Source organism: Streptomyces sudanensis (assembly GCF_023614315.1).
In the GTDB taxonomy this organism is placed as follows: Bacteria; Actinomycetota; Actinomycetes; order Streptomycetales; family Streptomycetaceae; genus Streptomyces; species Streptomyces sudanensis.
On record NZ_CP095474.1, the window covers coordinates 2,008,179 to 2,031,079 of the forward strand.

21 protein-coding genes and 3 pseudogenes are annotated in these 22,901 nt (G+C 72.0%); 15 read left to right on the forward strand and 9 right to left on the reverse strand.

Features of this window, described 5'->3' with window-relative positions; genetic code table 11:
* Window positions 1–8 precede the first annotated feature (8 nt).
* A partial coding sequence (locus MW084_RS09260) for an FHA domain-containing protein (protein WP_275563542.1) occupies window positions 9–771 on the forward strand: 763 nt, incomplete at its 5' end.
* A gap of 289 nt (window positions 772–1,060) precedes the next feature.
* The gene (locus MW084_RS09265) at window positions 1,061–1,465 is read left to right on the forward strand and encodes a globin (RefSeq protein ID WP_010475166.1); all 405 of its coding nucleotides are present in this window, start codon (window positions 1,061–1,063) and stop codon (window positions 1,463–1,465) included.
* A 15-nt stretch (window positions 1,466–1,480) separates the two neighbouring features.
* Here MW084_RS09265 and MW084_RS09270 read toward each other — a convergent pair whose 3' ends face one another.
* From MW084_RS09270 to ettA, 3 genes are read right to left on the reverse strand one after another with little or no spacing between them, the layout of a single operon-like run.
* A complete protein-coding gene (locus MW084_RS09270; RefSeq protein ID WP_010475164.1) occupies window positions 1,481–2,164 on the reverse strand; it encodes a DUF8010 domain-containing protein in 684 nt (227 codons plus the stop codon).
* Window positions 2,161–2,595 carry an acyl-CoA thioesterase gene (locus MW084_RS09275; protein ID WP_010475162.1) on the reverse strand — a complete coding sequence of 145 codons (435 nt, stop codon included), beginning with the start codon at window positions 2,593–2,595 and terminating at the stop codon, window positions 2,161–2,163. The genes MW084_RS09270 and MW084_RS09275 overlap by 4 nt, the downstream gene beginning before the upstream one ends.
* 12 nt (window positions 2,596–2,607) lie before the next feature.
* Window positions 2,608–4,272, reverse strand: coding sequence for an energy-dependent translational throttle protein EttA (ettA, locus tag MW084_RS09280; RefSeq protein ID WP_010475160.1), 1,665 nt, complete (start codon window positions 4,270–4,272; stop codon window positions 2,608–2,610).
* Window positions 4,273–4,656: 384 nt separating this feature from the next.
* Between ettA and MW084_RS09285 the strand changes: the two genes are divergently transcribed.
* Window positions 4,657–5,433 (forward strand): NUDIX domain-containing protein, encoded by a 777-nt coding sequence (locus MW084_RS09285; protein WP_010475158.1) that lies wholly within the window; start codon window positions 4,657–4,659, stop codon window positions 5,431–5,433.
* Here the strand turns inward: MW084_RS09285 and MW084_RS09290 are convergent.
* Complete coding sequence (locus MW084_RS09290) at window positions 5,417–6,556, reverse strand: helix-turn-helix domain-containing protein (RefSeq protein ID WP_010475155.1); 1,140 nt, start codon at window positions 6,554–6,556, stop codon at window positions 5,417–5,419. The two genes, MW084_RS09285 and MW084_RS09290, sit on opposite strands and share 17 nt — an antisense overlap.
* Before the next feature lie 659 nt (window positions 6,557–7,215).
* Here MW084_RS09290 and MW084_RS09295 point away from each other — a divergent pair.
* The 4 genes and pseudogenes from MW084_RS09295 to MW084_RS24715 all read left to right on the forward strand — a co-directional run.
* A complete protein-coding gene (locus MW084_RS09295; RefSeq protein WP_029553854.1) occupies window positions 7,216–7,488 on the forward strand; it encodes a DUF6284 family protein in 273 nt (90 codons plus the stop codon).
* Window positions 7,485–7,931, forward strand: a complete 447-nt coding sequence (locus tag MW084_RS09300) for a Pycsar system effector family protein (RefSeq protein WP_010475151.1) — start codon at window positions 7,485–7,487, stop codon at window positions 7,929–7,931. The genes MW084_RS09295 and MW084_RS09300 overlap by 4 nt, the downstream gene beginning before the upstream one ends.
* Window positions 7,928–8,788 carry a hypothetical protein gene (locus tag MW084_RS09305; RefSeq protein WP_010475149.1) on the forward strand — a complete coding sequence of 287 codons (861 nt, stop codon included), beginning with the start codon at window positions 7,928–7,930 and terminating at the stop codon, window positions 8,786–8,788. Before MW084_RS09300 ends, MW084_RS09305 begins: the two co-directional genes overlap by 4 nt.
* Window positions 8,788–8,880 (forward strand): annotated as a pseudogene (locus MW084_RS24715) (RRQRL motif-containing zinc-binding protein); the annotation flags it as partial. The gene MW084_RS09305 and the pseudogene MW084_RS24715, both read left to right, overlap by 1 nt.
* 15 nt (window positions 8,881–8,895) lie before the next feature.
* On the opposite strand, the gene MW084_RS09310 reads toward MW084_RS24715, so the two are convergent.
* On the reverse strand, window positions 8,896–9,424 hold a 529-nt coding region (locus MW084_RS09310; RefSeq protein WP_275563543.1), incomplete at its 5' end, for a transposase.
* A 23-nt stretch (window positions 9,425–9,447) separates the two neighbouring features.
* Window positions 9,448–9,957 (reverse strand): annotated as a pseudogene (locus MW084_RS09315) (IS110 family transposase); the annotation flags it as partial.
* Between the two features lie 129 nt (window positions 9,958–10,086).
* Here MW084_RS09315 and MW084_RS09320 point away from each other — a divergent pair.
* The 8 genes and pseudogenes from MW084_RS09320 to MW084_RS09355 all read left to right on the forward strand — a co-directional run bounded on the left by MW084_RS09320 (window position 10,087) and on the right by MW084_RS09355 (window position 18,314).
* Window positions 10,087–10,437, forward strand: a complete 351-nt coding sequence (locus MW084_RS09320) for an RRQRL motif-containing zinc-binding protein (protein ID WP_338057687.1) — start codon at window positions 10,087–10,089, stop codon at window positions 10,435–10,437.
* An 81-nt stretch (window positions 10,438–10,518) separates the two neighbouring features.
* On the forward strand, window positions 10,519–10,710 hold the full coding sequence (locus MW084_RS09325; protein ID WP_010476719.1) for a hypothetical protein: 192 nt from the start codon (window positions 10,519–10,521) through the stop codon (window positions 10,708–10,710).
* Between the two features lie 146 nt (window positions 10,711–10,856).
* Window positions 10,857–12,936 (forward strand): annotated as a pseudogene (locus MW084_RS09330) (ATP-binding protein); the annotation flags it as partial.
* Between the two features lie 310 nt (window positions 12,937–13,246).
* Window positions 13,247–13,972, forward strand: coding sequence for a DNA cytosine methyltransferase (locus MW084_RS09335; protein WP_010473981.1), 726 nt, complete (start codon window positions 13,247–13,249; stop codon window positions 13,970–13,972).
* Window positions 13,969–14,817 carry a bifunctional DNA primase/polymerase gene (locus MW084_RS09340; RefSeq protein ID WP_010473982.1) on the forward strand — a complete coding sequence of 283 codons (849 nt, stop codon included), beginning with the start codon at window positions 13,969–13,971 and terminating at the stop codon, window positions 14,815–14,817. The genes MW084_RS09335 and MW084_RS09340 overlap by 4 nt, the downstream gene beginning before the upstream one ends.
* A 3-nt stretch (window positions 14,818–14,820) precedes the next feature.
* Window positions 14,821–16,296: a hypothetical protein gene (locus MW084_RS09345; RefSeq protein ID WP_010473983.1), complete on the forward strand. Its 1,476-nt coding sequence runs from the start codon at window positions 14,821–14,823 to the stop codon at window positions 16,294–16,296.
* Between the two features lie 459 nt (window positions 16,297–16,755).
* Window positions 16,756–16,986, forward strand: a complete 231-nt coding sequence (locus MW084_RS09350) for a helix-turn-helix domain-containing protein (RefSeq protein ID WP_010473984.1) — start codon at window positions 16,756–16,758, stop codon at window positions 16,984–16,986.
* A gap of 80 nt (window positions 16,987–17,066) precedes the next feature.
* Window positions 17,067–18,314: a tyrosine-type recombinase/integrase gene (locus MW084_RS09355; RefSeq protein ID WP_010473986.1), complete on the forward strand. Its 1,248-nt coding sequence runs from the start codon at window positions 17,067–17,069 to the stop codon at window positions 18,312–18,314.
* 534 nt (window positions 18,315–18,848) lie between these two features.
* On the opposite strand, the gene MW084_RS09360 is transcribed toward MW084_RS09355, so the two are convergent.
* The 3 genes from MW084_RS09360 to MW084_RS09370 all read right to left on the reverse strand — a co-directional run bounded on the left by MW084_RS09360 (window position 18,849) and on the right by MW084_RS09370 (window position 22,898).
* The gene (locus MW084_RS09360; RefSeq protein ID WP_010473988.1) at window positions 18,849–20,297 is read right to left on the reverse strand and encodes a thioester domain-containing protein; all 1,449 of its coding nucleotides are present in this window, start codon (window positions 20,295–20,297) and stop codon (window positions 18,849–18,851) included.
* Between the two features lie 289 nt (window positions 20,298–20,586).
* Complete coding sequence (locus MW084_RS09365) at window positions 20,587–21,030, reverse strand: single-stranded DNA-binding protein (protein ID WP_010473989.1); 444 nt, start codon at window positions 21,028–21,030, stop codon at window positions 20,587–20,589.
* Between the two features lie 119 nt (window positions 21,031–21,149).
* Window positions 21,150–22,898, reverse strand: a complete 1,749-nt coding sequence (locus MW084_RS09370; protein WP_010473990.1) for a GTPase — start codon at window positions 22,896–22,898, stop codon at window positions 21,150–21,152.
* Between the last annotated feature and the right edge of the window lie 3 nt (window positions 22,899–22,901).

Consider the following 22,901-nt stretch of genomic DNA (forward strand, 5'->3'; position numbering starts at 1 on the left):
GGCCCCGNCGGCGCGCCCGCGCCCGCGCAGGTCTCGCCCGGCGCCGCGCCGCCGCAGGCGTTCCGGCAGCCCGGTGTCGGCGGGGACGACGACTGGGTCCTGCCGCCGCCCTCCCGGCCGCAGGCCCCGCCACCCGGCGCCCAGCCGCCGCATCCCCCGCAGCGTAAGGAGGCGTCCGCGGCGTCTGTAGGACGCGTCATCCCCCAGCAGCCCCCGCAGGAGCAGCCCCGGCAGCAGCCGCAGGAGCAGCCCCGGCACTCCCCGCCGGGGCAACCGCAGCACTCCCCGCCGGGGCAACCGCAGCACTCCCCGCCGGGGCAACCGCAGCACTCCCCGCCGGGGCAACCGCAGCAGACGGCCGCCCCCACGGGGTGGACCCTGGTCGTGCGGCCCGACCACGAGTACTTCACGGCCATGATGCGCCGCAGCGGCCCCGAGGCGGCGAACCTCAACCCGCCCGCCTACGCGCCCGAGCGTCGCGTGCCGCTGACCGGGCAGCAGGTGACGGTCGGCCGCCGCCGGCCGTCGACGGGCGAGTCGCCGGACATCGACCTGTCGGTGCCGCCGGAGGACCCGGGCGTCTCGCACCGGCACGCCGTGTTCCTGCGGCAGCCCGACGGCTCCTGGGCGGTGGTGGACCAGAGCTCCACCAACGGCACGACCCTGAACGGCTCCGACGAGCCGATCCAGCCCTACGTGCCCGTACCGCTCCAGGACGGCGACCGCGTCCACGTGGGCGCCTGGACGACGATCACCGTCGTACGGGGCTGACCGGTCCTGCGGAGGGCCCGTCGCGCACGGGCCCTCCGGGTCTCCGCCCGGCCGCGCCGGACACCGGCCGCCGCGGACGCCCGCCGTACCGTCCACGGGCCGGGCGGCCTCCACACCGCCGCGGGGCGCGCGTCCCCTACGGGCCGGCCCTCACCCCGTACCCGGGCCCGCGCTCCCGGCCGTCTCCCCCGCAGGGGTTCGGGCCCGCAGGGGTTCGGGCCGGTAGGGGTTCGGGCCGGTCGTTTCCGGGGCCGGGGACCTTCGCCGGTTCGTCTGAGACGATGGACGGGTGAATGAGATTCCGCGCGGCACTCTCCAGGAGCAGACGTTCTACGAGCAGGTGGGCGGCGAGCAGACGTTCCGGCGGCTCGTCCGCCGCTTCTACCAGGGCGTCGCCGAGGACCCGCTGCTGCGGCCGATGTACCCGGAGGAGGACCTGGGCCCGGCCGAGGAGCGGCTCGCGCTGTTCCTGATGCAGTACTGGGGCGGTCCCCGCACCTACAGCGACCGGCGCGGGCACCCGCGGCTGCGGATGCGGCACGTTCCGTTCAGGGTGGACCGGGCGGCGCACGACGCGTGGCTGAGGCACATGCGGGACGCCGTGGACGAGCTGGGGCTGTCCGAGGAGCACGAGCGGCAGTTGTGGAACTACCTGGTGTACGCGGCCGCCTCGATGGTCAACACCGCCGACTGAGGCACCCGGCCGGGCTCAGGGGCGGTTCAGGGGCGTGACGCCCAGTTCCCCGAGGCCCGTCGCCGTGCGGACGGCCACGGACCCGTAGGGGGTGCGCAGCCGCAGCCACGGCCCGGCGGCCAGCAGCACCACGGGCACCCCCTGCGGGACGGCCCCCGCCGGGGGCAGGAAGCCCAGCGACCGGGCGGCGTGCGCGGCGCGCAGCGGCAGCGCCGTGCCGGGGACGGTGCGGGACCATATCTCGCGGCCGATCCGGTCGCGTTCCTCGCGGGTGCGGTGCCCCGGCGGCAACTCCCCGTCCCGTGTGCGGAACTCCGCGACCGCCGAGGCGACGGCGGCGAGCAGCCCGGCGGCGTCCGGCAGGCCGGGCACCTCGCGCCAGCCGCCGCGCGGCGGGAGGACCCCGGTCCACGGCGGGCCGGTGACGGGCGCGGGCAGGACGGCCTTGCCCGCCGCCTCGTCGACGCAGTCGAGCAGTTCCCCGGCGGAGACGGTCGTGTCGAGGACCGCGTCGTCGAGGAGGGCCGCCGTACGGACGGCGAGGACCTCGAACGACGGCGGGCGGCCGAAAACGGCCAGGACCCCGCCGCCCGCCCGGAGGCGGACGGCGGCGGCCCGGTCGTAGTGGACGAGCCGGGCCAGGAAGGCGGCGATGCCGGCCGCCTCCCCCGCCTCGGCGAAGTGGAGGGGAGCCGTCATCCGACGGCGTCCTCCGAGCTCATCCCGTCGTCCATGTACTCCTGGAGGAAGGCCCGCTCCTCGTCGGTGATGCGGCGCGGGCGCTGCGCCTCCAGGTCGAAGGGGACGACCACGGTGGAGGCCCGCACGTACACCTGGCCGGGGTCCTTGATCTCGTACGCGATCGTCAGGGACGCCGCGCCGATCTTGGTGACCCAGGACTCGACGGTCACCGGCTCGTGCCGGTGGACCAGCGGCCGTACGTAGTCGATCTCGTGGCGGGCCACGACGGACCCGCCGGAGAACGACGGGGAGCCGTTCCCCGGCGCCAGCCGGAACATGAAGTCGATCCGGGCCTCCTCCAGGTAGCGGAGGAAGACCACGTTGTTGACGTGCCCGAAGGCGTCCATGTCCGACCAGCGCAGGGGGCAGCTGTAGATGTGCCGAGTCACTCGAAGCGCCCCTCAGCCCCGGGTGAGCTTCTTGTACGTGGCGCGGTGCGGGCGGGCCGCGTCCGGGCCGAGGCGCTCGACCTTGTTCTTCTCGTAGGACTCGAAGTTGCCCTCGAACCAGAACCACTTGGAGTCGCCCTCGTACGCCAGGATGTGCGTGGCGACGCGGTCGAGGAACCAGCGGTCGTGGGAGACGACCACGGCGCAGCCGGGGAACTCCAGCAGCGCGTTCTCCAGGGAGGACAGCGTCTCGACGTCGAGGTCGTTGGTCGGCTCGTCGAGGAGCAGCAGGTTGCCGCCCTGCTTGAGGGTGAGCGCCAGGTTGAGGCGGTTGCGCTCGCCGCCGGACAGGACGCCGGCCGGCTTCTGCTGGTCGGGGCCCTTGAAGCCGAAGGCGGACACGTAGGCGCGGGACGGCATCTCGACCTGGCCGACGTTGATGTAGTCGAGCTCGTCGGAGACCACGGCCCACAGGGTCTTCTTGGGGTCGATGTTCTCGCGGCTCTGGTCGACGTAGCTGATCTTGACGGTGTCGCCGACGCGGATGGTGCCGGAGTCGGGCTGCTCCAGGCCCTGGATCATCTTGAACAGCGTGGTCTTGCCGGCACCGTTCGGGCCGATGACGCCGACGATGCCGTTGCGCGGGAGGGTGAAGCTCAGGTCGTCGATGAGGACCTTCTCGCCGAACGCCTTGCTGAGGTTCTCGACCTCCACGACGACGTTGCCCAGGCGCGGGCCCGGCGGGATCTGGATCTCCTCGAAGTCCAGCTTCCGCATCTTCTCGGCCTCGGCGGCCATCTCCTCGTACCGGGCGAGGCGGGCCTTGGACTTGGCCTGGCGGCCCTTGGCGTTGGAGCGGACCCACTCCAGCTCTTCCTTGAGCCGCTTGGCGCGCTTGGCGTCCTTCTGCCCCTCGACCTTCAGGCGGGCCTGCTTGGTCTCCAGGTAGGTGGAGTAGTTGCCCTCGTAGCCGATGGCGCGGCCGCGGTCGAGCTCCAGGATCCAGCCGGCGACGTTGTCCAGGAAGTACCGGTCGTGGGTGATCGCGACGACGGTGCCGTCGTACTTGGCGAGGTGCTGCTCCAGCCACTGGACGGACTCGGCGTCCAGGTGGTTGGTGGGCTCGTCGAGGAGGAGCAGGTCGGGAGCCTCCAGCAGCAGCTTGCAGAGCGCGACGCGGCGCTTCTCGCCACCGGAGAGGTTGGTGACCGGCCAGTCGCCGGGCGGGCAGCCCAGGGCGTCCATGGCCTGCTCGAGCTGCGCGTCGAGGTCCCAGGCGCCCGCGTGGTCGAGCTCCTCCTGGAGCTTGCCCATCTCCTCCATCAGCTCGTCGGTGTAGTTGGTCGCCATCTCCTCGGCGATCGCGTTGAACCGGTCGAGCTTGCCCTTGATCCCGGCGACGCCGTCCTGGACGTTCTCCAGGACGGTCTTGCTCTCGTCGAGCGGGGGCTCCTGCAGGAGGATGCCGACCGTATACCCCGGCGACAGGAACGCGTCGCCGTTGGAAGGCTGCTCCAGGCCCGCCATGATCTTGAGAACGGTGGACTTACCGGCGCCGTTCGGGCCGACCACACCGATCTTCGCGCCGGGCAGGAAGCTCAGCGTCACGTCATCGAGGATGACCTTGTCGCCGTGCGCCTTGCGCGTCTTGCGCATCGTGTAGATGTACTCAGCCAAGAGAAACCGTCCGGCAATCAGTAGGGGTCGATTCGCGGCTCCGCCGCATGAGGGCAGACACACCCCATCTTGCCTGACCGCCATCCTCAGACGAAAACGAGTAGATGAGAGGCCCCTGACCTGGACGAGAGCGGGCCGCCTCAACGTTGATCAAGTGGCCATTGGTGAGCGTTGGCGACCATTGGCGGCCCCCGCACGGCCCAGCGACGGCCCAGGCAAACCCGGGGACGCACAGCTCAGACGACCGGAACCCTGTACACACCTGCCCACCTCTCCCGGCGCGGGTGGCGACGAGGAAGAGAGATTCGAATGGCTGAGTCACCCGCTCGGTTCCCTCGATACGCTGGCCAGCAACAGCCGTCGATCCGGGAGTGTGCGCCGAGGATGGGACCCAAGACGCAAAGGGTCTACGAGACGATCCGATCCTGGATCGAGTCGGGCCGGTACGGCCCCGGCGACAAGCTGCCGTCGGAACGCACGCTCAGTGCCGAATTGGAGATCGGCCGTACGGCGCTGCGTCAGGTCATGGCCCGGCTCGCGAACGAGCGCTTCGTCAAGGCGTACGACCGCAGCGCCTACCGGGTCGCGGGTGGAGAAGGTGTTCCTACGCCGACCGACCTGGAACCGTGGCAGATCCACGGCAGCCGTCGTCTCTACGAAAACCGCTGGGTGAACCTGGACCTGGTGGACGTGGAACCACCCGGCGTGGAGCGCTTCGAGCATCACGTGGTCCGGCTGCACCACGTGGCGATCACTGCCGTGGTTGACGATCAGGACCGCGTGCTCATGCTGTGGCGATACCGCTTCGTCCCGCAGCAGTGGGGGTGGGAGCTCCCCGGGGGCATCGTGGACGAGGGCGAGGATGCCGCCGTCACGGCCGCCCGCGAGACCGAGGAGGAAACGGGCTGGCGCCCGGCGAAGGTCGAGCACGTGGTCACGTACCAACCGATGATCGGGATGGTGGACTCGCCACATGAGATCTTCGTGGCGCGCGGTGCTACGAAGGTGGGGGAGCCGACCGACGCCGAGGAAGCCGGCCACGTCGCCTGGGTGCCCCTGGACGAGATCCCCGCCCTCATGAGCGAGGGCAAGCTGATGGGGTCGGGAACGCTCGTCGCCCTCCTTCACCTGCTCGCGTCGCGGCCTACAGCCGCCCGGTGAGCAGTTCCACCCGCCGGCGATACCGCACGGAACCCGTGCGGTTCGCCAGAAGCCTGGCTTGTTGCAGATGAGTACGCGCGTCGTTCAGCTCCCCGCGGGCCAGGTGCGCTTGCGTGAGGTCGCAGTGCAGCCCTGATCGCGCCCGCACGAAGGACGGCTCTGCGCTGGCCAAAGAGGCGTACAGCTCCTCCATCGCCGACTCGTCCCCGAGTTTGGCGAGCACGTTTCCGCGCCACCGGGCCAGGTGCCCCGTGTTGAGGAAGATGCTCAGCATGTCGGGATCGCGCGCCTCTCCGTCGTCGGGAAGCAGGGCCGTCGCTCTGTCCATGGCTGCCCGCGCATCCGCTTCCAGATCTGCCCCGGCCGCGGCGCACAGTTCCGCCTCCGCTGCGGCGAGCCACGCGCGCAGCCGAGGCGACTGCTGCCCGGGGTGAGTCCGCTGCGCGCTCCGCACCAACTCGACGGCGAGCTGCGGGCGGCCGGCGTCGGCCAAGACGTACGCCTGCTCACCCATGGCATGCGCCAGGTACAACGGCGATTCAGCGTCCTGCGCTGCCTTCTTCGCCAGCTCATACCGCCGCCACGCGCGCTCGACGGCGCCCGCGTCAAGGGCCTGCCACGCGGCGAGGGTGGACGCTCCGGCAAGCGCTGTCGCGATGGGGCGTCTCGTCCCTGGCAGAACCGCGAAGGTCAGGGCATCCTCCATCGCCGCGAGGTGCCCGTTCATCTGGTCGACCAGGCCGGCGGCACCCATCTGCCTGTCCATGGTTCGCAGGAGCTCGGTCTGGGTGAAGAACGACTCGACCATGGACTTGCTCAGGCTGCCCGCTGAGTCGATCCGGCTCAGAAGATCCCCGTACCCGTCGTCTACCTGCGGGGAAAACTCGGCCACGACCCCGCCCCGTAGCTCGGCATCCGTGACACCGAGCAGAGGCCGAAGAATCGCCGCGTACCGGTCAGTGATCGAGCGGCGCCCGTTCTCCCACTCGGAGACATAGGTCTTCAGGCTCGCCGCCGAAGCGATGTCCAACAGCCGCTGCTCCGCGAACTGCCGCATCTCGTAAATCAGGCGATCCTGCGACCAACCCCGCGCCTTCCTTGCCGCCCTTAGCCCGGACGCCATGCCGCCTCCATAAAGCCGCAGGTGAGAGCTGGTTAACCCCCTTGAGGTTAACGGCTGTTGGCTACCGCAGCACCCCCCTTTGGCCGTTCTCTGGACATGCACGCCGACACCAGCCGCACCGAACGGCTTGCATCTGGTGCGCACCAGATGCCATGCTCTTGGTGCGCACCAGATGGGCCCGGAAGGGCCGGATGGCGTGTGCTCAGGGCGGGGACGCTGCAATCCCGCTAAAGGCCAGGTGGAACAGGGCTTCGGCCCGTACTGGCGAGGTGGCCCGGTGACCGCGAGCAACGGCCGGAGGGTGGGGACACAGGTCCCCCTTGCAGTGCTTCCTCCCGTTCGAATCAACCCCTATGGAGGTCTGATGCATCGACGAAGACCCGGGCTCTGAACGTGCTGGATCAGCGCGACAGCAGCGCCCGGGAGTTCACCTGATCGACCGCTTCGGCGCACCGGAATAGCCGGTGACTCGCGGAAGCCAAGCACCTGCGCAGCCATCGGCTGCGACCGGTTGCCTCCCCCGTCCGTCCGGGCCCTCTTCATGGGGTGCCGTACGGACGGGGTGGCAGGGAGCCGGATGGTTCCAACGGCGAGAGGTCCCGGAGCGGCTACTCCGGGACCTCGTTCGGGCCGTTCCTTCTGGAAGGGAGCACGACCCAATGAAGTCCATCGCTGCACTTCGTACGGCTGTTACGGCCGTGCCGTTCGACGGTGAGCCGTCGACGGAAGAGCTGGACGTGATCGAGCGGGAGATGCCGCTGATCCTGGCGGAAGTCGACCTGCTGGACGCGCAGATCATGACCTTGGACCGGCCGGTCACCGAGTTGGACGCCCAGCGGATTCGCCGGGCCCGCCGCCGGGTGCTGGCCGCGCGCCGTGAGCTGACCAACCGCGCGGCCGGCGCGGTGGGCCTGTCGGGAGGTGCCGCGTGAGCGCCGTCGAGCGGGACCTGGTGGCCGCGCACGCTGAGGTGAAGGCGGAGATCGCGCGGACGGACACCAAGACCGGGCTGCTGCTGGCGTTCGTCGGGGCGGTCCTGGCCGGTGCATGGACGGTCGCCCGGGACCTCCCGCTGAACATGGCCGCCTGCGTTGCGGGCGGTGCCGGTCTGGGGCTGCTGGTGGTGGCGGCGGGTCTGCTGCTGCGGTCGGTCCGCCCGAACCTGCGGGGCCGGCACGGCTTCCCGCTGTGGGCGACGCTGACCGCCGAGGAGATCACCGACACCGTCGGCGGAGACCTGGCCGCCGACATCGCCGGACTGTCCCGGCTCGCGGTCGCCAAATTCACCTGCCTGCGCCGCGCCGTCGACCTGACCACGGTCGGCGGGGCGCTGCTGGTCCTCGCCGCGCTGCTCACCGCGGGAGGTGCCGCGTGAATGCGAAGACGGTGCTGCCGGCCGTGGCGATGACGGCCGTGTCCATGGTCCTGACCCTCGCGGTGGTCATGATGTGGCTGGGGGGCGCGGTGCCCTGGCCCGTCGCCCTGGTCGTCGGTCTGGGCATCGACGGCGGGTGGCTGGCCACCCTCGCCTACGAACGCCGCCTCGCCGCGCAGGGCGACCACGCCCCCGGCGTCACCGCCGTCGGCTGGGGCTTCGGCCTGATCGCCACCGGCGTCCTGATCGCCCACGCGCTCACCGCGGAGGACCACGCGGGTGCGTGGTTGGCGGTGGCGTGGCTGCCGCTCGCGGCGAAAGCCTTGTGGCTGGTGCACGGGCTGTGGGAGCGCACCGCGCTGACCGTGTCAGCGCTGACTGCGATCCGCGGTATCCAGCAGACGGCGCGGGATGAGGCGGCCGTCGCCCGGGCCCGCCTACGGGCCGACGCGGTCACGGAGGAGACGCGGTTGGCGGCCGTGACGCAGGCCGGGGCGCGCGTCGCGCGCGTCCAAGCAAGGACCGCGCAAAGGCTTGCCCGGGCGTGGTCGACGCTGGAGACCGCCCGGGAGGGCGAGGACACCGGACGGGCTTTGACCTGCGTGACGGCCCCCGTCACACCCGGCGTCACACCCACCTGGGAACTCCCCGTCTGGGGCCCCACCGCCCCGGTGCCCGCACCCGAGCTGGACGCGGCGCCCGCGCTGAGCGATGCGGAGCTTGACCGGCTGGTGGACGAGATCCGCCGCAGCCGCACCCCGGCCCTGTCCTACCGGGAGATGGCCACCCGCTTCCGCGCCGCCGGCCACTCCGCCTCAGAAGTCCGCCTGCGGGCCGCGTGGAAGCGCATCGCGTGATGGGCGCCCTGCCCGTCTACCGGTGGCGCCTGGCCCCCGAGGGACTGGCCACCCGCCGCCAACTCCGGGCGCGGGGCTTGCGGCCCGGTGGAAGCTCCTATAGATCGTCAAGCGGTCTGAAGGAGCGGTTTCGGTGTGGTCTGTGAGCTGATGAGGTGCTTGTAGACCTCGCGCGCTATGAAGCGTTTGAGGCACCGGAGGATGTCCTTCTTGGACATGCCTTCGGCGGTTCGTCGGATCACGTAGTCCTTGGTACGGGTGTCGTAGCGCATGCGGACGAGCGCGATCGTGTGGAGTGCGTTGTTGGCCTGGCGGTCACCGCCGCGGTTGAGGCGGTGCCGGTGGGTGCGACCTGAACTGGCCGGGATCGGCGCCGCCGCGCACAGGTGCGCGAAGGACGCCTCCGACCTGAGCCGGTTCGGGTTGTCGCCCGCCGTGATCAAGAGCTGGGCGGCGGTTTCGGTGCCGACGCCAGGCAACGCAACCAGGTCGGGGACGGTCTGCGCGACCAGCGGTTTCAGCTCGGCATCGGCATCGGTGATCTCCTCGGTGAGGTACTGGTAGCGGCGGGCGAGGCGTCGCAGTGCGGTGCGAATCGCGCAGGCCGGATCCGCGTGGTCGCTGCCCGGGCGCGAGNGGGNCAGNCGGNTCAGCTNGCNGGTCGGCAGAGCGCGCAACTTCTCACGGACCTCGCCGGGTGCGGTGACGATGAGCGTGCGGATCTGATTGATCGTCTGGGTACGGGACTTGATGGCCGAACGGCGGACCACGCGCAGGGAGCGGATCGCCTCTACGACGCCGTCGCGCGTCTTCGGCGTACCACCGGCCCGGCCGGAGAGCACGGCGGTGGCTGCGGCGTAGGCATCGACGGGGTCGGACTTTCCGTTGGCACGCCTGGCCCGCCGGTCGGGCCGGTCCACGTCGATGACGGTGACCTGGTTCGCCCGCAGGTACCGCGCCAGTTCGGCGCCGTAGGCACCTGTGCCCTCGACGCCGACGGCCATGAGGTCACCGTGCGAACGCAGCCAGTCCAGCAGGCGGCGGTAGCCGGCGGGGCTGGTGGGGAACGCCTCGGTGGCGAGGTGGCGACCGATGGAGTCGATCACGGCGGCCTGGTGGAAGTCGGTGTGGGTGTCCACGCCGCCGACCACCGCTATCTCGTCTGCCATGCTGACTGCTGCTGTCCTTCCGTGCGACGCGCGAGGGATGACACGCGCCGGTCGGGCGACAGGACAAGACTGTGATGGGACCTTTGGCCGGGCTCCTATGAAGTCACAGACGCCCGACCGGCCGCGTGCATGGCGGCACCGCCCGGACGGCCGACGATTCAACCGCAGGACAGCCGGAGCGTCAGTCAGTCGGAGGGTCAGACCCCCGAGCGGTGCCATCTTCATCCTCACAGTCAGCCGGTGGCCGCCCAGCTCGAACGCCCCCGCCGTCGGCGTGGGCCGCTGGTCGCCTACCTCTACCGCATCGACCTCGCCAAACCCGTCCGCCCCATGACCACCGGCCGGACCGCCGCTCTCCAGCGCGCGATGACGGCACGGCGCACCTGCCCCGCCTGCCGGCGGGACGCCGGGTACTGCATCCCGCCCTCGCTCGGCATGTGCGTGCCCTGCGCCTACCCCGACCAGCAGGCCGCCGCCTGACGGCTGCCCGACCCGCCCCCGCCTGCCGGGGGTGGTGAGGGGAGCCGGACAAGCCGGCCCCACCACTGAAGGAGAGATCTCATGCCCAGCAAGGAGCAGCTTGCCACCGCCGCCGTCGTCGCCTGCCGGGCCATGGTCCGCGCGGGCGAGGAGTACGGCATCGAGTCGGCCGCCGCCCAGCAGGCCGCCCAGCTCGCTAACCGCGCGCTGACGGCCGCTGAGGACGCCGGGTGCACCCGCGTCGACTACGAAGCCGCCCGCGCCACCCGCTGACCACGCCCGGGGCGGCCGTCACCGGCCAAGGAAGACCGGCCGCCCCGGGCCCCCTACATCCGCCCGATGGGCAGACAGGAGAACACCAGCATGACGGACAACGTCGTTCACCTCTTCAAGGACCCGCCCCCCGTCCCCGGGACNNNCCCCGCCGCTCCTGCGGCTGAGGCCGCCGTTGCCGAACCGCTGGCCGCCGTTGTGCAGCGGCCTGAGCGGGTGTGGCGCCGTACGGGCCGTGTCGTGGTCCGGGCGGTGCGCGATGAGCGCACCCGGGCCACCGGGCGCGCGGTGGTCCGGCACGGCTCGTATGTGGTCGGCGGGGGCCGGATCGTGGTCCGCCGTGCGTGGGACGGCCGTACGGCGGCCCGGTACGAGCGGATGATCCGCGCCGCCGAAGCGGCGGGGAATCTGGAGGCGGCGGCGGAGTGGGAGGAGCGGGGCCGTCAGTACCGGGCGGCGCGTCACCAGCGGCGCATGGACCTGCTGACCTCGCCTGAGCGGGTGGTGAAGAACGCCGCCTACGCCACCGGCGGCACCCTCGCCGGCCTGCTGCTCCTGGGTGTCGCGCTCGCCGTGGCGACGAAGCAGCCCGGGGATGTGGTCACTCCGCTGATGGCGCTGGTGGAGTTCATCGAGTGGGTGATCGTGATCGTCTCGGTGGTGTGGGGACCGGCCGTCGCCGTGGCCCCCTGGTTGGGGCTGTGCGGGCTGTGGGCGGTGGGCCGTCATCAGCAGGCCGCCCCGCGGTGGGCTCTTCCCGCCCAGCAGCGCACCGACGACGCCGGGGCGCCGATCACGCCGTCGATCGTCGTCACCGCCCTGCGGGACTTGGGTATCGCGCCTCTTCGGAAGGCCATCAAGGAGATGGGGGATGCCGGGGCCGCGATGCTCGGCCCCATCAAGATCGCCGGATGTGGTGTGGAGGTCGACGTCACCTTGCCGTCGGGGGTGTCGACGCAGGAGGTGCAGGGGCGGCGCCGGAAGTTGGCGGAGAACCTGGGCCGGCACGAGCACGAGGTGTTCATCACGATCCCGGCCGCGGCCCGCACCGTCCGGCTGTGGATCGCCGACTCCGGCGCGCTGGACGAGCCGATCGGCCCTTCCCCGCTCGTCCTCGACGCCGAGCTGCGCGCCGACTACAAGAAGGGCCGGGCACCGTGGGGGCAGGACCTGCGCGGGGACGCCGCGAGCTTGAGCCTGTATCAGCGGCACATGCTGGTCACCGGTCTGTCCAACCAGGGCAAGACCGCCGCCGTCCGCGCGCTCGCCCTGTGGCTCGCCCTCGACCCGTCGGTAGAATTCCGGATCGCGGATCTGAAGGGCGCCGGCGACTGGGCGATGTTCGACGGCATCGCCACCGTCCTCATCCAGGGCCCGACCGATGACCACGTCATCCAGGCCACCGAAATGGTCGAATCCGGGGTTAGCGAGATGGAGCGGCGCCTGACCTCCCCGCCCGGCACCGCCTTCCCCCCGCTCATCGTCCTGGTGGACGAAGCGCAGGTGGCGTTCATGTGCCCGGTCAAGGATGAGGAGGGCCGTCCCTACGGCGGGTCGAAGGCCACCAGTCGGTACTTCATGGCCGCCCGGAAAATCCACAACCAGGGCCGGGCGGTCAACGTCTTGTTGTGGCAGGGCACGCAGGACCCCACCGACCAGAACCTTCCCAAGCTCGTCCGCGAGGGCGCCCACACCCGCGCATCCCTCGCGCTGGGCACCGAGTCGCAGGCCCGGATGGCCCTCGGTGACAAGGCCGTCGACGGCGGCGCCGCCCCGCACCTGCTCCGCCAGGGGCTCGACAGGGGCACGCTCGTGGTCGCCTCCGACGGCATCGCCATCCCCGCCGGGCAGGCGTCCATCACGGTGCGCACCCACTACATCGACACCGACACCGCCGCCGAAGTCGCCGCCCGGGCCCGGGCCCTGCGCGACGGCGTCACCACCCTGACCGTCCTCGACACCGGCCAGGACACTGACCCGCTCGCGGACATCGCCGCCGTCATCGGCACCGCCCCGCGGGTGCTCACCCAAGACGTCCTGCAGCGGCTCGCCACCACCAACCCGAAGGCTTACGGGGACTGGACCCACGCCGATCTGAGGCGGGCCCTGGAGGGCACCGGCGCGGAGCCCTACAAGTCCGACGGCCGCATGGTCGTCTCCCGCGACCGCATCGCCCACGCCCTCGCCAACCGGGCCGACGAGGATTCCGCTTCTGCTGCCCAATAGAGGGAGACACACCCCGCGCCGGCCAGGGAGGAAGGGAGAACTCCCTGAACCCCTCCCTGACCCGTCTCCCTGGCCTTGGCCTGCACAAATGATCCCTCAGGGAGTCAGGGAAGCACCCCAGCTCACCACCCCGAAACCCCCGCTTCGATAGGGCGGCACGGGGGTGCTCCCACCTCCCTGAACAGGCATGCCCCGTGATTCCGCTTGCGGTCCCCGCCCCATCGCTTCCTGACACCAAAAGGGCGGCCCCCATCCGACCAAGAACCGGGGCCGCCCTCATCCACCAACCCAACAGTGGAGGTCTTCCAGCATGACCCATCCCACCTTCATCCGGCGAGACGGCGACCGGCCGCGTCTGCTGGATTTGTACGCGTGCGCCGGCGGCGCCGCCATGGGCTACCACCGCGCCGGATTCGACGTCACCGGCGTCGACATCGCCCCCCGCCCGAACTACCCCTTCCCCCTGATCCAGGGCGACGCCCTGGACGTGCTGACCGCGCTCGTCGACTCCGGAGAGATCGAGCGATACGCATTCGTCCACACCTCCCCGCCCTGCCAAGCCGCCTGCGCGCTCACCGTCGGCACCAACCGCTCACAGGGCTGGGGCGGAAACCACGTCGACCTCGTGGCGCCCACCCGCGAACTCCTCGACACCACCGGCCTGCCGTACGTGATCGAGCAGCCCAACGGCCGCGCGAAGATCCGCAAGGACCTGACCCTGTGCGGGGAGATGTTCAGGCTCGGCGTGATCCGCCACCGGAACTTCGAACTGGGCGGCTGGAGCATCGAGCAGCCGGCACACCTCCCGCACCGGGGCCGTGTGCGCGGATGGCGGCACGGCCGCTTCCACGACGGTCCCTACGTCGCCGCCTACGGCAACGGCGGCGGCAAGCCCACCATCCCCGAACTCCAGAGCGCGATGGGCATCGACTGGACCGACGTACGCGAGGAACTGACCGAAGCCATCCCCCCGGCCTACACCCGGCACATCGGCACCGCGTTCCTCACCACCCGCACCATGGAGGTGGCCGCATGAACGCGCTGCCCTCTCTCCTGCGCACGGCGCTGAACCTTGCGGCGTCCGGTGTGCCGGTGCTGCCGCTGCGGGCGGGGAAGGTCCCGTTCGGCAACTGCCGCACCTGCGCCGACAACGCCTGTGGCGGGCGGCCGAACATGAAGACCCCCGGTCCCTGCTCGTGCCCGCGGCCGTGCCACGGCTGGGCCGCCGCCACCACGAACCGCGCCGTCCTCTCCTCCCCGGCCTGGACGGCCGCATGGCGGCGGGCGGTAGCGGTCGCCTACCACCCCGGCGGGGCCGGGGTGACCGTGGTCGACCTGGACGACGCCGACGCGCTCGCGTGGGCCCGGAAGAACCTGCCCGCCACCCGGACCGTGCCGACGACGCGCGGGGAACACTGGATCTACCGGGGCGCCATGCCCTCCCGCAACGCCGTGCGGCCCGGTGTCGACATCAAGTCGACCATGGCCTACGCCCGCTTCCTCGGCCCCGGCACCGGCACACTCACGCCCCTGCCCGCGGCCGTCCGCGCACTGGTGGAGAAGGCGCCCGCCGTGGTCCGGCCGGCGCCGCGCCCTGTCACCGCGTCCGTGCCGGGCGGGGGCGGACAGTGCCCGCACCGCTCGCCCGTCTACCTCGAACGCGGGATCGCCATGGCGGAGCAGCACATCACCGAAGCCCGCAGCCAGGTCCACGCGACCGTCTACCAGACGTTCCTGGCGGTGCTGTCGACGCACGGCCGGTGCGGCTGCCTCACCGACGCCCACGTCACCCGCCTGTTCGCCGCCGCGCAGGCCAAGGGCGAGACCCCGCGGCACTGCGCGGACGCCTGGGCCAACGCCCGCACCGCCCTGGGGATGTGAACCATGGCTGAGGACGAGAAGACCCCGGCGCGCGAGGTCATCACCGACTACGCGCAGCAGCATTTCCGGTACTTCCGCACCGCCGACGGCACCGTCTACGCGCAGCGCAACGGGCACCCGGTCGCCCGGCCGATCCGCTCGCAGGGCACGACGGGCAGCCACCGGCAGGAACTCATGGTCGGGCTCTTCCGCGACGGGGTCGGGGTGTTCAACGGCACCGCGCTGAAGGAAGCCCTCGACCTGATCGAAGCACTGGCGCTGACCGAGGAGGTGCAACCGGTGCATATCCGCGTCGCGCCCGGCTTCGACGGCGCGACCTGGCTGGACCTGGGCCGCAACGACGGGCGGTCGGTGCGCATCCATCCCGCCGGGTGGGAGATCGCCGTACCCGACCCGCGGGAAGTGTGCTGGCGACGCACCCAGCTCACCGGGGAACTCCCCTTGCCGGCGAAAGACACCGACGGCAAGGGCATCGACGCACTGCTGCGGCTGACGAACTTCGCCACCGCCGAAACCGAATGCCTGGCGATCGCCTGGCTCATCGGCTGCCTGGAGCCGTCGGTGCCCGTCCCCGCGCCGTTCCTCACCGGCCCGCAAGGCGCGGGGAAGTCCACCGCCGGGCGGATGCTGGTGCGGATCATCGAGGGCATGAGCGGTGACCTGCGCCGCGCCCCGAAGGACGAGGAGAACCTCACCGCGGCCGTCGCCGCCGGATGGGTCACCGCCCTGGACAACCTCTCCCACATGACCCCCGACCTGTCGGATGCCATGTGCTGCATCGTCACCGGCGCCGAGAACGTCAAGCGCGCCCTGTTCACCGACGGCGACGTCTTCCGCGCCCGCTACCGCCGCCCCATGCTCCTGACCGGCATCGACGTCGGCGTCATCCGCCCCGACCTCGCCGAACGCCTCCTTCCCCTGCGGCTGGAACGCCCCCGGGTACGGCGCACCGAAGCAGAGCTGTGGACGGAGTACGAACAGGCACTCCCGATCATCCTCGGCTCGCTCCTGGACCTCACCGTGAAGGTCCGCGCCGCCGAAGCCGACATCCCCACCGACCTGCGGATGGCCGACTTCGCCCACCTGTGCGCCCAGCTCGACGCCGCCACCGGCTTCGGCTCGCTCGCCGCCTACCGGGCCAGCCTGGACGACCTCAACGACGACGTCATCGAAGGCGACCTGCTCGCCCAGACCGTCCTCAAGCACGCCGCCGGCATGGTGCCGGGCGAGGAGACGCGGATGACCTCTACCGAGTGGCTGTACGCCCTCACCGGCCTCTACAGCGGCGAGGAGTGCCGCCCCCTGCCCAAAGGCTGGCCCACCACCGGCAAGGTCCTCTCCGACCGCCTCAAGCGCCTCCAGCCCGTCCTGGCCGCCCGCGGCGTCGTCATCGACTGGGGCCGCACCGGCTCCGCCCGCTACATCGCCATGACCCGTGCACCCCAACCGCCCACACACGAACAGGAAGCCCTGCACTGACCCCGCCGCACGGGCGGAGCGCGGACAAGCAAGAAGAGCACCGGCCGCCCGCGCGGCGTGCTCCTCTTGCAGTTCGGCGGCTCGCCGCCGCCCGATAGACGCGCCGCGAAGCGGCTCCCCATTTCGCTCTTCGAGCCGCGCCGCACCACCACAGGCACTCCCTCTTTGTCCCAAGAGGGAAGACGCTGCGTCACCTGCGTCACCAAGGGGCCGCAAACCGTCCGTGACCTGCCGCAACAGCAATGACGCAGACACCGACGGCTGCGTCATCCCGCGTCACCTGCGTCATCGGTGACGCAACCCCTGCGTCACCCATGACGCACCCCACACCCCACCGCGTCACAAGAAACCGCAGCTCAAAGGCGCGCGGTGACGCGGATGACGCAGTGACGCAGAAATCCGCACCTCGGACACACACGGATACCCAAGTCACCTCCTACCGCTTCCGGAGGGCACCAGATGGGACTCGGCACCGACCCCCGGACCACGCTCCGGGCCGGACTGCCTGACCGCTACCTCACCCCCGAGGACATCGCCGAGATGTTCTCCGTCCCCATCGAAACCGTCTACCACTGGCGCAAGCAGCGGACCGGCCCGCCCGGCTTCCGCGTCGGTCGCCACGTCCGCTACGACCCTGCCGCCGTCCGTACCTGGGTCACCCGGCAAAGCCAGACGGACCGCGCCGCCTGACCACCAGCTCACCGGCCCGTGCCGCCCCGCACCGTGGGCGGCACGGGCCTTCCCGTACGCCGAAAGGACCCACCGCCCACATGGCTGGCCACATCCAGGACCGCTGGTACAAGACCGAGGTCGGCCCCGACGGCAAGCCCCGTCGGGTGAAGACCGACCGCTACGGCATCGGCAAGCGCTACCGCGCCCGCTACATCGGTCCCGACGGCACGGAACAGTCACAGAGCTTCCCGGACCGCGAGAAGGGTCGGGCCGAGAAGTGGCTCACACGGATCCAGGCCGACATGGACTCGGGACAGTTCTTCGACCCGAAGGCCGGGCGGATCACCTTCCGGGAGTACGCCGAGAAGTGGCTCGGCGGCCTGACGACCGACACCGTCAGCCAGGAGGCGGTGAGGAGGCGAATCCGTCTCCATGCCGTTCCATATCTGGGTGCCCGTCCCATGGGGTCGTTCAAGCCGGAGCACATGCGGGCCTGGCTGAGCAAGCTCACGGTCTCGCTCCCCAACGCGACGTACCGGCGAGCCATCTACGACTCGGTGTCGTCCCTGTTCAACGCGGCGGTAGACGACGGAGTGATCCGGTCGAATCCGTGCCACGCCCAATCGGTCAAGGCCCCGGAGCCGGATCCGCGACGGGTTCAACCATGGCCTGAGAAGCGCGTGTTCGCTGTCCGGGCCGGACTGCCTGACCGCTACGCCGCCACGGTGGACGTCGGCGGAGGCTGTGGTCTGCGCCAAGGTGAGATCTTCGGCTTGGACCGGGAGAACATCGACTTCACCGCCGGGTGGCTCTACGTCCGGCAGCAGGTCAAGCGCGTGGGCGGCACGCTCGTCTTCGCTCCGCCCAAGCGCGGCAAGCTCCGTGACGTGCCGCTGAGTCCGGTGACCGCCGGGGCTCTGCGCGCCCATATGGAGCGCTTCCCGCCCGTCGAGGTCAAGTTGCCCTGGAAGACCCCGGACGGGCCGCTGGTGGCCCGCCAGCTCGTCTTCACGAGCGTCGTGGGCAATGCCATCTGGCGCAGTTACTTCGACGACTACGTGTGGAAGCCCGCCCTGGCGTCCGCCGGCGTCATCCCGCCTCGGGAGCCGGGCAAGCGGTACGCTGCCGCGCCGGACGACGGCATGCACGCTCTGCGGCACTTCTACGCCTCGGTGCTCCTGGACGGGGGCGAGAGCATCAAGGCCCTGAGCGTCTACCTCGGCCACTCGGATCCAGGGTTCACGCTTCGGATCTACACGCACCTGATGCCGAGCAGCGAGCAGCGGACGCGAGCGGCCGTATCGGCGGTCTTCGGCCGCGCTTCCGGCACCTCCCAGGCAGCCTGACGGCCCACAGACGGCCCACGGCCCCACAGCGGCCCCTGACGGGCGGTTCCTCCGCAGGTCAGGGGCCGTTTTTCATCCCTGGTTCGCAAGAAACACCCCATCTTGCCTGACCGCCGCCCCGCAACAGAAATGAGCACCCGGGGCCGCGCCGCACCGCCCCTCGGCCGCCCCGCGCCGGCCTCCGCCGGGCGGCTCCGCGGCCGGCGGAGGTACCGGTGGCGGGAGTCATGGCGGTGCGACGGCGCGGCGGCGCGACGCCGTGCTCCCGCCTGGTGGTGGAAGCGGCGGCGACGGCACCGGCGGCGACAGGGTGCCGCATCCGGGCCGGCCGACCGGCGGGGGTGGCCGGGGGTGGTGCAGCCGTCCCCACCGGTGGCCCTCATCCGGCGGCGACGGAGGTGGCGGTGGGCGTGCCGTATCCGCGTCACCGGGCCGACCGGCGGGGGTCGCCGGGGGTGGTGCGGCCGCGGAGAGAGAAGGGGGCGGCCCCGGGCGCTCGTCGCGTCCGGGGCCGCCCCTGCGGGCTGCTGCGGGTCACCGACCGTCCGCGGCGCCCTTCTTCTTGCGGAGGAAGAAGACCGCTCCGCCGCCCAGCAGGAGGAGCGCGGCGGCGATGCCGGCGATCATCGGGGTGGCGTTGGAGGCGCCGGTCTCGGCGAGGTCGCCGCCGCTGTCGCCACCGGTCGTGTCACCACCGGTCGTGTCACCACCGGTCGTGTCGCCGGTCGCGCCGCCGGTCTGGGGGCTCGGCGCGGAGCTCGGCTCGTCGCCGCCCGTGGTCGGCGGGGTGGTGTCGCTGCTGGTCTTGCAGTCGAGGACGCCCTTGAACGTCTTCGTCTCGCCGCCGGGCAGCTCGATGGTGAAGTCGTACGCCTGGTCCTCGCCCACCGGGACGGTGACGGTCTTCGACTCGCCGGCACCGACCTCGACCTTCTGGTTCGCCAGGTCGAAGGTGAACGCCTCGTCGCCCTCGTTCTTCGCGGTGACGTCGATGCCGCCCTTGGCGCAGTTCTTCTCGGCGGTCAGGGCCGGGATGGCGCCCTTCTTCGCCCAGGTGGCGCTGGCGGTCGCGGAGACGGTCGACCCGCTGGAGCCGGCGAGGATCTGCGTCTGGCTCCGGGTGGGGCTGGCGAAGGCGCGGCCCACGGAGACGGGGGTGCTGGCCTGGAGGTCGAACGCCGCGGTGCCGTCGGCGGTGCCGGCGGGCACGTCGACGTACAGCTCCGTGCCGTCCTTGGCCTCGGTGACCGGCTTGCCGTCCTTGTCCGTCACCTTGACGCCGGTGGTGTCGGGAGCGGTCACGGTGGCGCGCTCGGCGTTGGTGCGGACGGTGATCGGGCCGAGCTTCTCCCCGGCCTTGCCGGAAACCGCGTTCGGCTCCAGGGTGAGGGACGCCTTGGGCTCCTGGAGGTTCTGGGCGCTCTCCTCCAGCCAGTCCGCGAGCTTCTCCGCGGCCGGGTCCTTGGCCTCGACGTCCGCGCCGTCCGAGAAGCGCCAGATGGCGACCTGCGTGCCGGCGGCCGCGGTCTTCTCGGTCAGAGGGCCGGTCTTGGCCTTCGCGGCCAGGCCCGCCAGGTCGTCGACCTGCGGGTAGGAGTTCTTCAGGATCCAGAGGATCTTGCCGGCGTCCTTGTTGCGGCCGAGCGAGGTCTGGTCCCAGGAGGTCTCCAGGTACTTGGCCTTGCTCAAGGTCTCCCGCTCGGCGTCGATGCAGTACGTCTTGAGCGTGCCGCCCCCGTCGACGGTCATCGTGAACAGGCCGGCGGGCAGTTCCTTGCCGTCGTCCTTGAAGACGGCCATGTCGCTCACGGCCAGGCCGTCGAGGGTGGCGGAGGCACCACCCTGGTGCTGGGGAGTGTCGTCGGCGACGGCGACGGACGCCCCGGCGATGGAACCTCCCGCGACCAGACCGGAGGTCAGGACCGCGGCGGCGACCCGGCGGCCGAGCCGCTCACGCCGCTGGACAGAAAGCGCAGCAAACACAGATTTCCCCTCTGGACGAATCCCCCTTGGTCGTGGCCGCCGCGGCGTGGGACACGTCGCGGGACACAGGGGGGGTGGGACTCGCCTGATGAATCAAGTGCCCCGTGGGTACCGGAATCCTAGGGAGGCGCGGGCGGCCCGTCCCACCCGATGCCGCCACTCAACCGTTCCGAATCGAAATCGTTATCGTGAACCGGGCATGGGAACCACGCCTTTTGGTCACGGGCCGCCGGACTGACCAGCCGTAAGTTCCGGTTCGACGCGGTATGGGTCGCCCTTTGAGGCCGTATCAGGTCGATACCGGCTCGGGGGCGGGCGAGGGCCCTTCGCTCCGCCGTTCCGTCACGAGATGTTCAGACTGCCGTTTTCCGCCTCCGCGGCGGAACGCCGCCGTGCCCCGGGTCAGGTCGTGGCCGGCCGCCACCGCCTCGATGTCGACGAACGTCCTGCGCGGGCCGTCCCGCCCGTCCGCGGGCTCCTCGCGCACCCGCAGCCGGCCGTGCACCACCAGCGGCTCGCCGACCGCGACCGACGCGGCCAGGTTCGCGCCGAGCTGCCGCCACGCGTTCACCGTGTAGAAGCTGGTGTGCCCGTCCGCCCACGCCGACCGCTCCCGGTCCCAGCGGCGGGCGGTGACGGCGAAGCGGAACCTCGCCATCCCGCCCGCCGGGGTCTCCCGGTACTCCACACCGGTCGCCACGTTCCCCACGATCGTCACCAGGGTGTCGTTCACGACGACCCCTCCTCCCCGTCCGGCGACGCCTGCGTGCGTCGTCCCGCCCTCCATGGTGGCCGTGTCCGGCGGTCCGCGCCGGGCCCTGTGGACGGCCGCGGGGGATGTGGACAACTTCGTCACCCGGTCGGGTTCCGGCCGCCCGACACCGCCGCGTACCGCTCGCGCACCTCCCGGTACCGCATCAGCTCCGTCGCGATCGGGTCGAGCACCATGGCCCGGCCGCAGCCCGCGGCCGCCTCGCGCAGCCGCCGTTCGGTCTCCTGCCCGTACCGGCGCGCCGGGCCCCGGGCCGCCACGACGCACGCCCACTCCACGAGCGGTCCGCCCACGATCCCGGCGAGCATGACCAGCACCGGCGGCACCAGCCCCGGCTCCAGCACGCCGGCGATCTGGCCGGTCAGCCACAGGGCGCCGAACACCTGCAGCAGCGTCATGGACGCCTGGACGACGACGGCGACCGGCCACCAGGCGGGACGGAGCGGCCGTCCCCCCGGCCGCGGGGCGCGGGCGTCCGCGGCCAGTCCGTCCAGCGCCTCGGGCAGGCCCCGCGCGCCGCGCACCGCCGCCTCCCGCACGGCCTGCGCCCACGGCGCGGGCAGTCCGCGCGCCGCCTCCTCGGCGACGACGCGGACGGCGTGCTCGACGCGCTGCCGGGCCGTCGGCTCCTCCTCCGGCGGTACGGTCCGGGCGGGCTCGCCACCGCCGCCGGGGGCGCGGAGCCCCTGGTACCAGCGCCACAGCCGCAGCCAGGGGGTGCCGCAGGCGCGGCCGGCGTTGCGCCGCCACTCGCGTTCGGCGGCCTCGCCGGCCGCCGCGGCGCCGACGGCGACGGCGAGCCGGGCGGTGAAGTCCTCCCGGGACCGCTCGCCGAGGCCGGGCCGGCCCTCCCCCACGTAGACGGGGCGCAGCCGGGCCGCGGCCGCGTCGACGTCGGCGGACAGGCGGCGTGTGGCGGCGTGGTGCTCCCGGACGAACGTGCCGAGCACCTCGCGCAGTTCGGGGACGCCCTCGCCGGTCAGGGCGGACAGGGCGAGGACGGTGGCGCCGGGTTCGCCGTGCTCGCCGAGGGCCACGCCGTCCTCGTCGAGGAGGCGGCGCAGGTCGTCGAGGACCTGGTGGGCGGCGTCGCCGGGGAGCCGGTCGATCTGGTTCAGGACGACGAAGGTGACCTCGGCGTGGGTGGCGAGCGGCCGCAGGTACCGCTCGTGGAGGGCGGCGTCGGCGTACTTCTCCGGGTCGACGACCCAGACGACCGCGTCGACGAGGCCGAGGACGCGGTCGACCTGGGCGCGGTGGGCGGTGAGGGCCGAGTCGTGGTCGGGCAGGTCGACGAGGACGAGTCCGCGCAGGGCGTCGTCGCCGTCGCCGCCCGCGAGGGGCCTGCGCCGCAGCCGGCCGGGGATGCCGAGCCGGTCCAGGAGGCCGGCGGCGCCCTCGGACCAGGCGCAGGCGACGGGGGCGGCGGTGGTGGGGCGCCTGAGGCCGGTCTCCGAGACCGGGACCCCGGCGAGCGCGTTCATCAGGGTCGACTTGCCGCTTCCCGTGGCGCCCGCGATGGCGACGACGGTGTGGTGGAGGGAGAGCCGCTGGCGGGAGGCGGCCTCGTCGAGGACGCGGCCGGCCTCCGCGACGGTCTCCGGGTCGAGGCGGGTGGCCGAGAGTCCGAGGAGGTCGCGCAGGGCGTCGAGGCGCTGCTTCAGCGCGCTCGCGTAGGTGCCGCCGGGCGGCGGGGGGCACGCGTCGCCGCGCCCGCCGTCCGGTCCGCCGCCCGCCGGTCCGGCGTCCGCCCCGCCGGGCCGTCGCGGCGCGCCGGTGTCCGCGGCGGTGCGGCGGGCGATCAGCCCGTCGTCCCACTCCTGCTTCACGGC

Excerpts from the sequence above, each read along its gene's own strand:
- MW084_RS09270 (WP_010475164.1), bottom strand. The coding sequence starts at position 2,164 with ATGACGGCTCCCCTCCACTTCGCCGAGGCGGGGGAGGCGGCCGGCATC.
- MW084_RS09285 (WP_010475158.1), top strand. The coding sequence starts at position 4,657 with ATGGGACCCAAGACGCAAAGGGTCTACGAGACGATCCGATCCTGGATC.
- MW084_RS09290 (WP_010475155.1), bottom strand. The coding sequence starts at position 6,556 with ATGGCGTCCGGGCTAAGGGCGGCAAGGAAGGCGCGGGGTTGGTCGCAG.
- MW084_RS09295 (WP_029553854.1), top strand. The coding sequence starts at position 7,216 with ATGAAGTCCATCGCTGCACTTCGTACGGCTGTTACGGCCGTGCCGTTC.
- MW084_RS09320 (WP_338057687.1), top strand. The coding sequence starts at position 10,087 with ATGGCGGCACCGCCCGGACGGCCGACGATTCAACCGCAGGACAGCCGG.
- MW084_RS09325 (WP_010476719.1), top strand. The coding sequence starts at position 10,519 with ATGCCCAGCAAGGAGCAGCTTGCCACCGCCGCCGTCGTCGCCTGCCGG.
- MW084_RS09335 (WP_010473981.1), top strand. The coding sequence starts at position 13,247 with ATGACCCATCCCACCTTCATCCGGCGAGACGGCGACCGGCCGCGTCTG.
- MW084_RS09340 (WP_010473982.1), top strand. The coding sequence starts at position 13,969 with ATGAACGCGCTGCCCTCTCTCCTGCGCACGGCGCTGAACCTTGCGGCG.
- MW084_RS09345 (WP_010473983.1), top strand. The coding sequence starts at position 14,821 with ATGGCTGAGGACGAGAAGACCCCGGCGCGCGAGGTCATCACCGACTAC.
- MW084_RS09350 (WP_010473984.1), top strand. The coding sequence starts at position 16,756 with ATGGGACTCGGCACCGACCCCCGGACCACGCTCCGGGCCGGACTGCCT.
- MW084_RS09355 (WP_010473986.1), top strand. The coding sequence starts at position 17,067 with ATGGCTGGCCACATCCAGGACCGCTGGTACAAGACCGAGGTCGGCCCC.